16 protein-coding genes and 1 tRNA gene are annotated in these 13,664 nt (G+C 65.8%); 10 read left to right on the forward strand and 7 right to left on the reverse strand.

From position 1 onward, the window contains the following. Positions 1 to 33 precede the first annotated feature (33 nt). The 7 genes from ACVWY3_RS33660 to ACVWY3_RS33690 all read left to right on the forward strand — a co-directional run bounded on the left by ACVWY3_RS33660 (position 34) and on the right by ACVWY3_RS33690 (position 6,550). Positions 34 to 564, forward strand: a complete 531-nt coding sequence (locus tag ACVWY3_RS33660; RefSeq protein WP_456842299.1) for a hypothetical protein — start codon at positions 34 to 36, stop codon at positions 562 to 564. A gap of 31 nt (positions 565 to 595) precedes the next feature. Then, positions 596 to 1,996: an aspartate ammonia-lyase gene (locus ACVWY3_RS33665; RefSeq protein WP_456842300.1), complete on the forward strand. Its 1,401-nt coding sequence runs from the start codon at positions 596 to 598 to the stop codon at positions 1,994 to 1,996. A 177-nt stretch (positions 1,997 to 2,173) separates the two neighbouring features. Beyond that, positions 2,174 to 3,142, forward strand: a complete 969-nt coding sequence (locus tag ACVWY3_RS33670) for an NAD(P)H-dependent flavin oxidoreductase (RefSeq protein WP_456842301.1) — start codon at positions 2,174 to 2,176, stop codon at positions 3,140 to 3,142. Positions 3,143 to 3,350: 208 nt separating this feature from the next. Further along, positions 3,351 to 4,124 carry a thioesterase family protein gene (locus ACVWY3_RS33675; protein ID WP_456842302.1) on the forward strand — a complete coding sequence of 258 codons (774 nt, stop codon included), beginning with the start codon at positions 3,351 to 3,353 and terminating at the stop codon, positions 4,122 to 4,124. Positions 4,125 to 4,655: 531 nt separating this feature from the next. After that, positions 4,656 to 4,904, forward strand: coding sequence for a hypothetical protein (locus ACVWY3_RS33680; RefSeq protein ID WP_456842303.1), 249 nt, complete (start codon positions 4,656 to 4,658; stop codon positions 4,902 to 4,904). 135 nt (positions 4,905 to 5,039) lie between these two features. Then, on the forward strand, positions 5,040 to 5,750 hold the full coding sequence (locus ACVWY3_RS33685) for a hypothetical protein (protein WP_456842304.1): 711 nt from the start codon (positions 5,040 to 5,042) through the stop codon (positions 5,748 to 5,750). A gap of 74 nt (positions 5,751 to 5,824) precedes the next feature. Continuing rightward, complete coding sequence (locus ACVWY3_RS33690; protein ID WP_456842305.1) at positions 5,825 to 6,550, forward strand: hypothetical protein; 726 nt, start codon at positions 5,825 to 5,827, stop codon at positions 6,548 to 6,550. Between the two features lie 53 nt (positions 6,551 to 6,603). On the opposite strand, the gene ACVWY3_RS33695 is transcribed toward ACVWY3_RS33690, so the two are convergent. Further along, positions 6,604 to 6,828 carry a cysteine rich repeat-containing protein gene (locus ACVWY3_RS33695; RefSeq protein WP_456842306.1) on the reverse strand — a complete coding sequence of 75 codons (225 nt, stop codon included), beginning with the start codon at positions 6,826 to 6,828 and terminating at the stop codon, positions 6,604 to 6,606. Between the two features lie 237 nt (positions 6,829 to 7,065). Between ACVWY3_RS33695 and ACVWY3_RS33700 the strand changes: the two genes are divergently transcribed. Further along, positions 7,066 to 7,356, forward strand: coding sequence for a hypothetical protein (locus ACVWY3_RS33700; protein WP_456842307.1), 291 nt, complete (start codon positions 7,066 to 7,068; stop codon positions 7,354 to 7,356). Positions 7,357 to 7,493: 137 nt separating this feature from the next. Here ACVWY3_RS33700 and ACVWY3_RS33705 read toward each other — a convergent pair whose 3' ends face one another. From ACVWY3_RS33705 to ACVWY3_RS33715, 3 genes are all read right to left on the reverse strand, one after another. Beyond that, on the reverse strand, positions 7,494 to 9,431 hold the full coding sequence (locus ACVWY3_RS33705; RefSeq protein ID WP_456842308.1) for an ATP-binding protein: 1,938 nt from the start codon (positions 9,429 to 9,431) through the stop codon (positions 7,494 to 7,496). Continuing rightward, complete coding sequence (locus tag ACVWY3_RS33710; protein ID WP_456842309.1) at positions 9,428 to 10,111, reverse strand: response regulator; 684 nt, start codon at positions 10,109 to 10,111, stop codon at positions 9,428 to 9,430. The genes ACVWY3_RS33705 and ACVWY3_RS33710 overlap by 4 nt, the downstream gene beginning before the upstream one ends. 132 nt (positions 10,112 to 10,243) lie before the next feature. Beyond that, positions 10,244 to 10,477, reverse strand: a complete 234-nt coding sequence (locus ACVWY3_RS33715; RefSeq protein ID WP_456842310.1) for a hypothetical protein — start codon at positions 10,475 to 10,477, stop codon at positions 10,244 to 10,246. A gap of 125 nt (positions 10,478 to 10,602) precedes the next feature. Between ACVWY3_RS33715 and ACVWY3_RS33720 the strand changes: the two genes are divergently transcribed. Continuing rightward, a complete protein-coding gene (locus tag ACVWY3_RS33720) occupies positions 10,603 to 11,073 on the forward strand; it encodes an SRPBCC family protein (protein WP_456842311.1) in 471 nt (156 codons plus the stop codon). Between the two features lie 16 nt (positions 11,074 to 11,089). Here the strand turns inward: ACVWY3_RS33720 and ACVWY3_RS33725 are convergent, their stop codons facing one another. Together ACVWY3_RS33725 and ACVWY3_RS33730 are read right to left on the reverse strand one after the other, a co-directional pair. Then, on the reverse strand, positions 11,090 to 11,392 hold the full coding sequence (locus ACVWY3_RS33725) for a hypothetical protein (protein ID WP_456842312.1): 303 nt from the start codon (positions 11,390 to 11,392) through the stop codon (positions 11,090 to 11,092). Between the two features lie 182 nt (positions 11,393 to 11,574). Beyond that, a tRNA-Leu gene (locus tag ACVWY3_RS33730) sits at positions 11,575 to 11,659 on the reverse strand. A gap of 159 nt (positions 11,660 to 11,818) precedes the next feature. On the opposite strand from ACVWY3_RS33730, the gene ACVWY3_RS33735 reads away from it, so the two are divergent. After that, positions 11,819 to 12,358, forward strand: a complete 540-nt coding sequence (locus tag ACVWY3_RS33735; protein ID WP_456842313.1) for a disulfide bond formation protein B — start codon at positions 11,819 to 11,821, stop codon at positions 12,356 to 12,358. 138 nt (positions 12,359 to 12,496) lie between these two features. Here the strand turns inward: ACVWY3_RS33735 and ACVWY3_RS33740 are convergent, their stop codons facing one another. After that, positions 12,497 to 13,582, reverse strand: coding sequence for an AbrB family transcriptional regulator (locus ACVWY3_RS33740; RefSeq protein ID WP_456842314.1), 1,086 nt, complete (start codon positions 13,580 to 13,582; stop codon positions 12,497 to 12,499). Positions 13,583 to 13,664 lie beyond the last annotated feature (82 nt).

Raw genomic sequence — 13,664 nt, forward strand, 5'->3', positions numbered from 1 at the left:
GCCGCGGCGCCGGCTTCGGCTACGGTTGCCCTCATGATGGTTCGATCCGGCAATCCGGGCTTGCGGTTCGGGACGACGACTTCAGCAGTGCTGCTGATCCTGCTTGGCGGCAGCGAGATGGGATGGCCGCAATCCGCACCTCCCTCGCTCGGCCTTCAGGAACAGGGGCCGCAGGCCGCCCCGCCGCCATCGACGCCCGCCCCGCCGGCGCGCGAGGAAAATCCAGGGCTGATCAACGAAATGGGCAAGCTGTTCGACAAGCTGCCCTCGATCCTGCCGCCGATCAAAAGCCCCAGTGAGACCATGAGCGACCTGTCGCGGCTGGCAACGCCCTCGACCATGGTCTCGGGGCGCGTGGCGTGCCCGGTCTCGTCCAACGGCGCGCCCGACTGCAAGCTTGCCGCCGACCAGCTCTGCCGGAGCAAGGGCTACAAGGAAGGCAAGAGCCTCAACGCCGACTCCGCCGAAAAATGCTCGGCCAAGGTTCTGATTCCGGGCCGGCAACGCAAACCTGACGATTGCCGCACCGACACTTTCGTGACCAGCGCGCTATGCCAGAACTGATGCGGCGACGCGCGAGCAGCAAGGAGCGCCTATGAGCCGTACGGAGCAGGATTTCCTCGGACAGCGTGAGATCGCCGACGACATCTATTACGGCGTCCAGACCATCCGGGGTAAGGAAAACTTCCACATCACCGGCATTCCGATGAATCAGGAGCCTTACTTCGTGAAGGCGCTTGGCTACGTGAAGAAAGCCGCCGCGATGGCCAATCGCGATCTCGGCGCGATTGACGCCAAAGTGGCCGATGCGATCATCCTCGGCTGCGACCGCGTCATCGCCGGCGACATGATGGACCAGTTCGTCACCGACTTCATCCAGGGCGGCGCCGGCACCTCGACCAACATGAACGCCAACGAGGTGATCGCGAACCTCGCGCTGGAATCGCTCGGCTTTGCCAAGGGCGACTATCAGAAAGTCAGCCCCAACGATCACGTCAATTACGGCCAGTCCACCAACGACACCTATCCGACGGCATTCCGGCTGGCGCTGATCCTGCGGCTCGAGAGCTATATGACGGCGCTGCGCCAGTTGCAGGAGGCCTTTTTCGCCAAGGGCCGCGAGTTCGACCGCGTGCTGAAGATGGGCCGCACGCATTTGCAGGACGCCGTGCCGATGTCGCTCGGGGCCGAATTCCGGGGCTGGGGCACCACGATCGGCGAGGAGGTCGACCGCATCTCGGAAGCCCGCTCGCTGCTGCGCGAGATCAATCTCGGCGCCACCGCGATCGGCACTTCGGTTACCGCTGCGGTCGGCTATCCCAAGCTTGCCGTCCGGCATCTCAGCGCGTTGACCGGCGTCGATTTCATCCTCGCCGGCGATCTCGTGGAAGCGACGTCAGATACCGGCGCCTATGTGCAGCTCTCCGGCGTGCTCAAGCGGACCGCGAGCAAGCTGACGAAGATCTGCAACGACATCCGCCTGCTCGCCTCGGGCCCGCGCGCAGGCTTCAACGAGATCAACCTGCCGCAATTGCAGCCGGGCTCCTCGATCATGCCGGGCAAGGTCAATCCCGTGATCCCCGAGGTCGTCAACCAGACCAGCTTCCTGGTCATCGGCCTCGACACCACGGTGACGCTGGCAGCCAGCGCCGGCCAGCTCCAGCTCAACGTGATGGAGCCGGTGATCTCGTTCGCGCTGTTCTTCTCGATCCGCACCATGGAGCGTGCGGTCAACAGCCTGCGCGAGAACTGCATCGTCGGCATCACCGCGAATGAAGAGCACACCCGCAACATGGTGCTGAACTCGCTCGGCATCGTCACCGTGCTGAAGCCGCTGCTCGGCTACAAGCAATGCGCCGAGATCGCGCGCGAGGGCTACAAAAGCGGCAAGTCGCTGCACCAGATCGTGGTGACCGAACGCAAGCTGCTGACGCAGGAGAAATGGGACGAGATGTTCTCGTTCGAGCGGTTGATCAATCCGGATATGATCGGGTGATCTTTCGTCACGCGCAGGTGCCTCACCTCTCCCAAGAGGTGAGATAAGAATTCCGCTGCTTGGAATTCGGTAGCGGCATCCGCCGCGGCGGCAAAACGCAATACTTGACAGTGGAAAGATTGCCTTGTTGGTATGGCCCCAGCTTCCATTTGACCGCCAAAAGAGGATCGCTCCGCAATGTCCATGCCTGCCCTGTTCAAGGGGCGCCTGTCGATCCCCGTGATCGGCTCGCCGCTCTTCATCATCTCGGTGCCCGATCTCGTGATCGCGCAGTGCAAGGCAGGCGTGGTCGGCTCGTTCCCGGCGCTCAACGCGCGGCCGCCGGAGCTGCTCGACGAATGGCTGGCGCGGATCACCGAAGAGCTCGCGGCCTATGACCGCGCTCACCCTGACAAGCCGTCGGCGCCGTTTGCGGTCAACCAGATCGTGCACAAGTCGAACAACCGGCTCGACCACGACATGCAGCTCTGCGCCAAGTACAAGGTGCCGATGATCATCTCCTCGCTCGGGGCGCGCGAGGAGCTCAATCAGGCGGTTCACGACTGGGGCGGCATCGTCTTCCACGACGTGATCAATCAGAAATTCGCGCACAAGGCGATCGAGAAGGGCGCTGATGGCCTGATCCTGGTCGCAGCCGGCGCCGGCGGCCATGCTGGCACGATCTCGCCGCTGGCTTTCGTTGCCGAAACGCGCAAGTGGTTCGACGGTCCGATCGCGCTGTCGGGCGCCATCGGCAACGGCAAGGCGATCCGCGCTGCGCGTATCTTAGGGGCCGACTTCGCCTATATCGGCTCGGCCTTCATCGCGACCAAGGAAGCCAACGCGGTCGAGAAGTACAAGGAGATGATCGCGGGTTCGAGCGCCGACGACATCGTCTATTCCAACCTTTTCACCGGCGTGCACGGCAATTATCTGAAGCCATCGATTCTCGCGGCCGGCATGGATCCGGAAAACCTGCCGACCTCCGATCCCTCCAAGATGAATTTCGGCACTGATGCCTCCGGCGAGCGCGCCAAGCCGAAGGCCTGGAAGGAGATCTGGGGCTCGGGCCAGGGCATCGGCAGCATCGAGGGCGTCGTGCCCGCTGCCGAACTGATCGCGCGCTTCAAGAAGGAATACGAGGAAGCGATCGATCCGCCGTTGTGATGCAGGCCGTCGTCCCACATTTCTCTCATCGATCGTCCCGGACAAGCGCAGCGCCGATCCGGGACCCATCACCACAGGGAGGAGTTTGGCGAAGGCTCGTGGTTACTGTCTTGCGCTACAACTTCTCCCTGGGATTGTGGTCCCTGCCTTCGCAGCGGCGACACCTTCTTGCTGAGCTCCGATTGTCTAAGCCAACTGAGATTGAGCGATGACCCCCATCTACCGCGTCGACGGCAACAGCGTCGTCACCAGCCCGGACGCTGCCGGACCCTGGGACCGGCGCATGCAGCACGGCTCGGCGCCGGCCTCGCTGGTGACGTGGGCGGCCGAGCGCATTCCGACGCCTGTTGCGATGGACGTCGCCCGGGTCACCATCGACCTGATGCGCCCCGTCCCGGTGGCACCGCTCACCATCGTGACCAAGGTTTTGCGCGAGGGCCGCAAGATTCAGCTCTGCGAGGTGAAGCTCTTGGCCGACGGCGTGCAAGTGGTGGGTGCCACCGTGCTCAAGATCAGACGCCAGGCGCAGGCGCTGCCCGATGACATCGGGCAGCTGCCGGTCACGCTGCCCTCGCCGGAGGACTCGCTGGTCGAGGACGGTCACGCCGCCACCAGCCCGTTCGTGCGATCGGTCTCGATGCGCGCCGCGCGCGGCCGTTTCGGCCAAGCCGGCGCCGGCGCGATCTGGTTTCGCGTCGACCATCCGCTGATCGAGGGTGAAGCGATCTCGCAGGCCATGCGTGCCGTGGTCGCTGCCGACTTCTCCAACGGCACGGCATCGGCCCTCGATTTTCGCGCCTGGACCTATATCAACGCCGATCTCACGGTGAGCTTTGCACGCCAGCCGGTCGGCGAGTGGATCCTGCTCGACGGCGAATCCTGGATCGGCCCTGACGGCGCGGGGCTCGCGATGTCGCGGCTGGCCGACAGGCAAGGTTACTTTGGCCGTGCGGTGCAGAGCCTGGTGATCGAGAAGCGGTGAAGTGACGGCAAGCGCGTCATGGTCGTGCATGGCGCCGAATGAACGGCAGACTTCCGCCGCCGCGGAAGGGATGCTCGGCATCCTGCCAGTTCACATTCCGTAGAAGATCTTGATCTCCCACAGCACCACGATGATAGCCGTGATCAACGTGATCGCGGCGACTGCACTTTCCAGGGAAGCGACTCTCATATCGTACTCCGCTTCCCAGCCCCGTCAGCGGTCTAGGTGATTCCCTGATTCGCGGGCAATCGGGTCGGCATTGTCGGCGCGCACTCCGTTGCGCGCTGTGGTGTCGGAGCCACAATGACCACCGTAAAATCCCGGGGATTTACCCCACCATTTCCCATCGGGGACGCTGACAGTTGTGAGCATGGCGACGTCGGCGTGTTGACGGGGAGAGGGAGAGGCGACGCTGTCGCATTGCTCACGGTTAATCCAGCGCTCCTCCGTCGCGCCCACTTAACGGCAGATTAACCATCGCCCGCCAAGAATCCCCTCACGGCCGCCAATCAGGACCGAGAGGGACAGGCGATGGACTTCGATTTTCTCAACAGCAAGACAGCCGCGACCCTGGACGAGATCCGCATCCGCGTCGCCCACGCGCTGGCTCGCCACCCGCTGTGCCGCAACGTGCGGTTCGACATCGTCAGCGTCCTCCGCACCCGTCGCGGCGGCAACTGGACGGTGGCGCTGCAATCGGTCGAGCCGCGTGCGGTGTGGGAGGCCTCCGAGATCGTCGCCGACATCCAGGACGCCTACGAGCTGTCGGCAGCGGCCTGATTTCCTAGGCCTTTTCGGGAAATGTCGCCGCAGGCATGCTGATTGTCGCAGCGAAGGCACACTCAAGCCTTATTTCGTGCCCTTTTTCCCAGCAAATCTAACAAGCTCGTGAAGCGGTCGTTCCCGGAGAGACGTTTGTCCAGAGCCATCACCATCGTCGTGCTGACCTGTTTCCTCGTCCTCGGCGGCGCCGCCACCGCCATTCTCGGCCGCGACAGCGTGCCCAGCGTCAGTGCCGAGATGATCGCGCAGACGCCTGCGCCCAAGCCGCTCGCGACCAACCGCGCCGCCAAAGCCGACCGCCTGGTTCCGACGCTGGCGCTGGCCTCGGCCGCGATCGACCCGGTTCAGGTGCCGGCCGACAAGCTTTTGCAGGCGGCCGCACCGACTGAGCCGCTGCGTCAGGCTTTTGCCGCCGCCACGCCGTCGGATTTTCCGATGCCCAAGGCGAGCACGCAAAAGGCGCCCCCCACCGAGATTCCCGCCGTCGAGGTCCCGGCCAAGCCGAAGGTCGTCGCCAAGCCGCAGCCGCAGAAATCTTATTCGCTGCTGTCCGACGTTCAGATCTCGGGGATCAAGGAACGCCTGAAGCTGTCATCGTCGCAGGAATATTACTGGCCCTCGGTCGAGACCGCGCTGCGCAACGTCGCCCGCAAGATCCAGGCGAACAAGCTGTCAAATCCGAACGCGCCGCCCGGTGCGCAGATCGATCCGAATTGCGATGAGGTCCAGCAGTTGAAGTCGGCCGCGATGCCGCTGCTGTTCCAGCTGCGTGACGACCAGAAGGAAGAAGTGCGCAAGCTCGCCCGCCTCATCGGGCTCGAGAAGGTCGCGCAGCAGATCTGAGGCGCGGTTCCCGCCGGTATCAGGAACATCCGGCAATCCTCACGCGTTGCCCGCTCCAAACAGGGAGTGGGCCAATGCGCGCCTCGACAGCTTATTTCGTCGGCGCTGGAACGATCGTCGCCGCCATCGCCATTGGCCTCGGCGGCGGCATCGTCGCCGGCAACATCATGAATCCGATCGCACCGAAGCAGGGTGCGGACACCAGCAAGATGGCGCAGCGCGCCGCAGCCGCTGCATCGGACAATACACCCGCGGCGACGAACGCGCCGTCCGAGCGCGTCCAATACCTCACCGGCTCGCAAGCCTTCGGGGCGATGATTGCCGCGCCCGCACAGGCGCAGGGCGAAGCCAAGCCCCTAGCCAAGCCAGAGATCAAGTCGGAGACGCAGACTGTCCAGTCCAACGCCGAGCCGGCGGCTCCGCGGCCTTCGCAAGCTGCCGCAGTCGAGCCACCCAAGGACGTGATCAAGCCGGCGCCCGCATCCCCTCCACATGCAGCAAAGCCCGGCGAGCAGCAGGCGTCGACAGAGCCGTCCTCCTCACCTGACAATGCCTATGCCAGGGCCAAAGATTCCGACATGAAGCGCGCCGCCTCCGAGCGGCGGCGGGCGGAGCGCCGCGAGCGCTGGGCCGAGCGCCGTCACTACGAATCCCGTGAACCGCGCGGCATGCGCGACCGCACCGATTGGGACGATGTCGCGCGCAACATCCGCGAAGATTCCGGCGCGCGCGATTATGCGAACCGCCCGCGCAGCACCTTCCCGCAGATCAGGCTGTTCGGGCCCGACGACGACGATTAGCGTGTCGGCGCGCCCAGCTGCTTCCTGAGCGCGCGATCTTCTCCCGGAAGCGATCAGCCGCCGTGCGATTCCACGACCTTGCGGCAGCCGTCGGAGAGCTTCGACTTGTTCTCGCGCAGGCAGGCATTCATCTGCGGCGGCTTGCCGACATGCTCGGCGCAGAATTTGCTGGCGTCGCTGCGGCAGGCCATCTGCTCCTGCGGTGTAGGGCCGGATTGCGCTGCGGCGGGCAGGGCGGTGGCGGCGAGCAGCACCGCGGCAAGAACCGAAATCTTCATAAAGCACCTCTTTGGGATTGTCGCTGGTCCCGCGTGGGATCAAGCAGGCCGGACCATCTCGCGAAGCCGTGCGCGCGGTCCATGCCATGTTCATGGCATCGGCTCGGCCTGATCGCCGCCGCACCCCCATCTTCATGGCATGTATTCGCGCGCCGTCTTTTGCCATTCACACCTGCACGTCGGCTGCGAAACCCAGGTGAGTGCATCGGGACGCCGAACGGGAAGCAGGAGAGCAAGATGTCGAGAAAAGCGGGAGCGCTGAGCGCCGGGTTGACGGTGATGATGCTGGCGGGCGCGGCGATGGTGTCGCTGGGCACGAGCCCGGCGCAGGCGGTAGTGTATTGCAAGACGGTCGGCGTGCCCAAGGGCTGCGTGGTGCGGCCGACCGCTGCGGTGGTGGTCGCGCCCGCGGCCCCGGTCGCCGCGGCAGCGGTGGCGACGCCCGGCGTCGGCGCGCCTGGTGTCGGCGTTCGCGCAGGCACGCCGATGAACCGCGGCGGTCCGGTCAATCGCGTCGGCGTGCGCTGACGAATTCCTTGGATTGAGCTGATTGCATCGTTTCGGGCAACGGCGCCCTGCGGACGAACACCCCCCGTCCTCCGCAAGGCAGACATCCCGCCCGTTCCCTCTCTCCGTGCGTCCGACGCGTTCGGGGAGGGGGCTTTTCAGCCGGCGGCGGCGTCGCTGTCGGGAAAGACTTGCGGCAATTGCAGCCGCACGCGCGTGCCCGAGCCCTCGGAGCTCAGGTCGAGCGCGGCGCCGCAGCGCGCGGCGCGGCTTCTCATGTTGCGCAAGCCCCGCGCGGTCTGGCTCGCGCCCGCGGCTTCGCCATTGCCCGTGAGCGCAAAACCGCAGCCGTCATCCGTCACGCTGATCACGCCATACGGCCCTTGGCCGCTTCGCTGGCCGCCTTCCAGGGTCTCGATCGTCACTGCGATGTGGCGCGCCTTGGCGTGCTTGACGGCATTGGTCACGGCCTCGTCGAGGATGCGCACGATCTGGATGACATGCCAGGGCCGCAGCTCGGGATGCAGCGGCAGGCCTTGCGGCGTCGTCACGCGCCAGTCGAGCGCGATGTCGTGCGGTCGCAATTGCGCCGTCGCGCGCTCGCGCCAGGAGCCGAGCGCGAGCATCAGGTCGCCGCCGATATCGTCCATGGAGTCGATGACGAGGCGCAGGTCCTTCAGCGCCGCGCGGGCCGCGTCAGTGATGGTCGCGCCCTCATGGCCGCGTTCGGACAGTGCCACGATGCTGACGAGCTGTCCGCCGAGGCCGTCGTGCAGGTCACGCATCAGGCGCGTGCGTTCGTTGGCCAGCGCGGCGGCGCGGGCTCGCTCCTCCTCGCGGGCAAAGCTCGCCTTCAGCCGCTCCTCGGCCTCGCGCACGCGGGTGATGAGCTGGCCGGCGAAGCTGTCGACCTGGTTCAGCGCGCGGGCAAAACGCCACGTCAGGCCGGCGCCGATCGCCACCAGCATCGCCGAATAGGACAGGCGCGAGACGAAGATGCGCTCGTTGGTCACGATCTCGAACACCGACAGCATGTCGTGGATCCAGCAGGTCAGCACGATCGTCACCGCGCAGCCGATCGTGAAGCTCGCCGCGTCCCGCCGTCTGATCACCGCGGCCGTGGTGACGCAGGCCATCAGGAACAGGCTGAGCCCGACCGTGGGGATGCCGAGCACCAGGAACAGGATGCGTGGCAGCGGCGGGCCCCCGATCAATCCGACCACGAATATGATCAGCCCCGGCGCGAACAGCAGGGCGCCGTAGCGCGGCCAGCGCCAGCCGAAGAACAGCACGCCGAAGGCGACGATCAGCGCGCTCTCGATCGGCGCGGATGCGAGCAGCACCGCGGGAAGCCGCGATACGGTGAACGGCGGCACCGGCGGCGGCATGAAGGCCTGGATGACGCCGAGCACCATCGCAGCCGCCAGCACGCCATAGACCGGCTCGCGTCGCCGCATCAGCCACATGATCGCGAGGATGACGGCGAGGATCGACTGCCAGGCGGAGAACACCACCTGCAACGTGACGAACAGCAGCGTGCGCGTCTCATAGGCCGGACGCAAGGCTATATCCGGCCCGACATAGACGGTGTCGAGAAATCCCTTCAGCGGTCCCCATACGAACAACCGCACGGTGATCTCGTTGCTGCCGTCGCGCAGCAGCGAGGCCGGGATGAGCGCGATCTGCGGCGTGTTGCGGTCCGGCCGGTTGGCGTTGGCGTCGCGGCGGGAATCGAGCACGACGACGCCGTTGACGGCGACCTCGACCGCATTGCTGAAGCGCGGCAGGTAGACCGACCATCCTGACCCCGCGTCTCCGCGTTTGAAGATGAAGGTGCCGGTATAGAGCGGCGGGTCCGCCAGCGAATAGCGCGAGGAGGTGAAGTGCGGCAGCGTCACGGGGCGCGTCATGCCGTCCTCCCGCAACGAGAATGCCGTCACGGCATGATCGTCGGGATCGCTGGGCTGGAGCAGCCGCAGTCCGAGAATGGTGGCGATCACGATCAGCGCCTGGAGCAGCAGATAAGGCACCAGCCGCGAGGCCAGCAGCCGGGGCCGCGCGGGTTTGACCGGTGCCTTCGCCGCGATCTCGCTCACAGCTTGATCAGGCCCTGCTGCACCGCCTCGAACACCGCCTCGCTGCGCGTGTGCACCTCGAGCTTGCGATAGATGTTCTTGATGTGGCCCGGCACGGTCTGCCTGGACAGGCCGAGATGGCTGGCGATCTCGGCGTAGCTGAAGCCCTTGGCGATGCCCCAGAGGATGTCGATCTCCCGCGGCGTCAGCCTCGCCGTGTTGAGCACGGGCCCAGGCGGCGGCGCCGCCGAATTCTGCGCCGCTCCTTGTGTTCGGCGGACGATGAAGCGGGCGATCGAGGCCGAGATCGGCGAATGGCCGGCGACGAGATCGCGCACGGTGGTCGCGATGTCGGTGGGGAAGGCGTCCTTCAGGAGATAGCCGGTGGCGCCGACCGTGATCGCCGAGATCACGCTTTCCTCGTCGCCGAGCGCCGAGATCACCATGATCTCGGTGTCGGGAAAGCGCTGGCGGGTTTCGCGGATCAGCTCGACGCCGTGGCCGTCGGGCAGCCTGAGATCGGTCAGCAGCACGCGCGGCACACCCTCGCCGAGCGCGAAGCGGGCCTCACCGAGCGTGCCGGCGCTGCGCACCTCGTAGCCGGCCTTGACCAGCGCATCCTGGAGCCGCCAGCAGGTCGGCGCGTCGTCCTCGACGAGGAGGATGGTGATGGCCTCACCCGTCTCGCCCTGTTCGCTCATGTTCATCGTCCCGCACCGCGTGTCCCCCGCGGCGCGAGCCAGTTTATCCGCAGCGCACTTGCCGTGACACCCATAATCATGGGGCATCGACGGCTGACACCGACCGCAGCAAGGGGAAGTGAGGTACGGCTTTTACAGCGTCTCCATCCTCGGCGGCGGATAGCGCCGCGCCAGCACCGACAGCGGCAAATGCCGTTCGCCCTCCGGCAGCTCCAGATAGGCCAGCACGAGCGCCCGCTTCCAGTCGCCTACACCGAAGTCCATCGCCATCCATTTCTGCGGTTCGGGGCCGTCGAGGCCCCGGACCCAGACGAAATAGCGGGGGAGGTCGTCGGCCTCCGCTTCCGTCGCGCGTCGTCTGGCCATCAAAGCTGCTCGCTGCATCGCTACACGTTCCGGTAGGAATATAGGTGTCGGCGCGGTGAAGTCGAACGCCTTGCGGCGGACAGGACAAAATCGCGCCCCTCCGCTGCATGTCCGAAAGCCTGAAAATGACCTTCAAGACGGTGACCGAATCAGTCCGGATCGCGGCGGATCGGGTACGCGTGTGGGACGCGCTCACCGATCCCCACGCAGGGGAGAGGTGGCGCAACGCTCATTTCAAGACGGATTGGCGCGTCGGCGAGCCCTTCGAGATCGAGGCCGTGATCGGGACGAAGCATTATCGCGACAAGGGCCGCGTCATCGCGGTCGAGCCGCTGATGCTGCTTCGCTACGCCTATTGGTCGCGCGTCTCCGGTCTGCCGGACCATCCTCAATCCTGGTCGATCATCACCATGGCGCTCCGCGCCGACGAGGCGGAGACGATCCTGACGGTCGACCAGTTGGTGCCGCCTTCACCTCCGCGTTGGGGACCCGGCTGGGAGATCGGCGAAGACTCCGGCTGGAAGCACGCAGCCTTTTACTGGCGCAGCGCGCTCGCGATGTTGAAGCGTGCTGTCGAGGACGAGCGCGGGGGCTGACGTGGAGGCGCTCTGGTCACTGCCAGAGCCGGCTTTCCGCCACGCGGTTGATGTCCGCAAGCCGGCGGCTCGCGTCGGCGTTCAGGTCGATGCTCTCGACCAGCGCCAGCAGACGCTGATAGGCGCCATCGGCGACCTCGACCGGCAGCGGAGCCTCGTCAAACGCTTCGATATAGCTGCCGACGAGGCTGCTCAACAGCCGGCACAGGCCGCGCTGCTCAGGGTCGTCGCGACCGAGCGTCTCGAGCTTCTGCTGGAATGTCCGGAAAGTGCGCAGGCCGTGGTGCTGCTCTGAAAGCCACGCGTGCAGGTCGTTCATACTAGCTCCTTCGAGTTATGGAAGAAGCTACCGGCTTTTACAGGGCGGATGTGACAATTGGAAGGGAAGGCTTCGTTGAGCCAGTCCGCCATCGCCAAGACTCCGGCGGGACAGCCTTCGCCGCTTCGCTCCAGTAGAGATGTGCGTGGCTCGCCCAGCCGTAGCTGCGAAGCAGCGAAGGCTGGTGCCCCTGGCCGGAATCGAACCAGCACTCCTTGCGGAACTCGATTTTGAGTCGAGCGCGTCTACCAGTTCCGCCACAGGGGCCCTCGGTCGGCCCCTCCAGGGAGAGCGTCGCGAAGCCGACGGACTATAGCCATGAACAAAGCGAGGTCAACCCGCGCCAAAGTGATCCCGGCCGTTCTCGACAGCCGCATAGGCCGGGGTTACAGCCTTAAAGCGCGACCCCGTCGAGAAGAGGCTGCCGTGACGACCCAGAGTGCCGCAATAGCTGCGTTCAGGCAGGACAGCGCCGGCCCCGCGCTGACCGCCTCGGTGCTGGTCACTTTGATCGCGACGGCGACCATCGCAGGTGCCTGGTTCTTCCAGCTCGTGCTGGAGATCCTGCCCTGTCCGTTGTGCCTGGAGCAGCGCTACGCCTATTATCTCGCGATCCCGCTCGGCGCGCTGACGGCGCTTGCAGCGCGGAACGGCGCACCGCGGCCGCTGCTGCTCGCGGGACTCGCGATCCTCGCGCTGGCGACGCTCGCCAATGCCGGGCTCGGCACCTATCACTCCGGCGTCGAATGGGGCTTTTGGAAGGGCCCGACCGACTGCTCCGGTCCGGTCGTCAATCTCGGCAGCGCCGCCGATCTGCTGTCGAAGCTCGATACCGTGAAGGTGGTGCGCTGCGACGAGGTTCAGTGGCGCTTCCTCGGCTTTTCGCTCGCCGGCTACAACGTGCTGATCTCGCTCTTGATGGCCGCGCTCGCCGCGTGGGGATTTGTGCGGACGGCGAAGCGCTAGGCAAGCTGCCGTAGGGTGGGCAAAGCGGAGCGTGCCCACCACTCCTAGTGATACCGTCGTAAGAATGGTGGGCACGGCGCTAGTGCGCCTTTTACCCACCCCACGAGAGCTGTGCTCCGCTACGGCAGCTGTGCCCCGTCAATCATCCACATCGTCCTGCGTGCGGCCGAACAGATGCACGATGCCCGGAGTTGCGATCGTGACGAACACGAAGCGCGAGAGGTGATGGGCACCGACGAAGATCGGGTCGATATGCAGGGTGAGTGCCAGCGCCAGCATCGCATCCATCGCGCCCGGCGCGAAGGCGACGACGACGTCCGAGAACTTCACCTGCGTGGTCAGTGCGACGATGCCGACGAAGATCGCGGAGACGGCGATCGCCACAGTAAACGAGCCGAGCGCCGCGTTGATGTGGCCGGCCAGCGTCTTGATCCGCATCCGCGCGAAGCGGCTGCCGATCAGCGCGCCGATGCCGATCAGCGCCACCCCCCGCACCCAGTTCGGCAGGCCGCCTTCGACCCAGCCCACCCCATGCAGCACGCTGGAGGCGATCATCGCGCCGAACATCCAGCTCGCCGGAAACTTGATCAGCCGCAGCAGCAGCGCGGCGGCCAGCGAGGCCGCGACCAGCTCGACGAGGTCGAGCGGCGAGGCGATCGCTGTAGTGAGCGTTGGCGCGGCGGAGGGCGCGACGCCCGCGATCGCGAGCACCATCGGCAGCGCCGCGGTGAGAATGATGACGCGCATGGTCTGCACCACGGCGATGCCCGGCAGGTCGGCGCCGCGCTCGACCGCCAAAATCGTGATCTGCGACAGCGCGCCGGGGCTGCCGGCGAGGAAGGCGGAGGTGCGGTCCCAGCCATGGATGCGCTGGAGGTAATAACTCGAGCCGAAGGTCGAGCAGAAGGTGGCGAGCGCGAGCAGCCCGATGGTTAAGGGATAGGCACTGACCTGCTGGATCAGATGGCGCGACACCACTGATCCGAGCGAGATGCCGAGCAGCACCAGCACGGTCTGGGTCAGGATCGGCGGCAGCGTCAGCTGGCGGCCGGCGATCGCGGCGATGCCGACCGCAATCATTGCGCCCGAGATCAGCCCGCCGGGAAGGCCGGCGAGCAGAAACACGAGGCCGCCGGCGGTGCCAATGACGAGCGTCTCCACCGTGCTCAAGAGCTTGGCACGGCTCGGCCATTCGAACGGCAGGGAGGTGGTGATTTGCTTCACGCCACCTTATCGCAAATCAGCGACAGGCGCACAATTGCAGGCTGGTCATGCCGCAATGCGCACGCCTCCCGCGGATGCTCGC

It is taken from the genome of Bradyrhizobium sp. USDA 4486, assembly GCF_054057995.1.

Excerpts from the sequence above, each read along its gene's own strand:
- ACVWY3_RS33660 (WP_456842299.1), top strand. The coding sequence starts at position 34 with ATGATGGTTCGATCCGGCAATCCGGGCTTGCGGTTCGGGACGACGACT.
- ACVWY3_RS33665 (WP_456842300.1), top strand. The coding sequence starts at position 596 with ATGAGCCGTACGGAGCAGGATTTCCTCGGACAGCGTGAGATCGCCGAC.
- ACVWY3_RS33670 (WP_456842301.1), top strand. The coding sequence starts at position 2,174 with ATGTCCATGCCTGCCCTGTTCAAGGGGCGCCTGTCGATCCCCGTGATC.
- ACVWY3_RS33675 (WP_456842302.1), top strand. The coding sequence starts at position 3,351 with ATGACCCCCATCTACCGCGTCGACGGCAACAGCGTCGTCACCAGCCCG.
- ACVWY3_RS33680 (WP_456842303.1), top strand. The coding sequence starts at position 4,656 with ATGGACTTCGATTTTCTCAACAGCAAGACAGCCGCGACCCTGGACGAG.
- ACVWY3_RS33690 (WP_456842305.1), top strand. The coding sequence starts at position 5,825 with ATGCGCGCCTCGACAGCTTATTTCGTCGGCGCTGGAACGATCGTCGCC.
- ACVWY3_RS33695 (WP_456842306.1), bottom strand. The coding sequence starts at position 6,828 with ATGAAGATTTCGGTTCTTGCCGCGGTGCTGCTCGCCGCCACCGCCCTG.
- ACVWY3_RS33700 (WP_456842307.1), top strand. The coding sequence starts at position 7,066 with ATGTCGAGAAAAGCGGGAGCGCTGAGCGCCGGGTTGACGGTGATGATG.
- ACVWY3_RS33710 (WP_456842309.1), bottom strand. The coding sequence starts at position 10,111 with ATGAGCGAACAGGGCGAGACGGGTGAGGCCATCACCATCCTCCTCGTC.
- ACVWY3_RS33715 (WP_456842310.1), bottom strand. The coding sequence starts at position 10,477 with ATGGCCAGACGACGCGCGACGGAAGCGGAGGCCGACGACCTCCCCCGC.
- ACVWY3_RS33720 (WP_456842311.1), top strand. The coding sequence starts at position 10,603 with ATGACCTTCAAGACGGTGACCGAATCAGTCCGGATCGCGGCGGATCGG.
- ACVWY3_RS33725 (WP_456842312.1), bottom strand. The coding sequence starts at position 11,392 with ATGAACGACCTGCACGCGTGGCTTTCAGAGCAGCACCACGGCCTGCGC.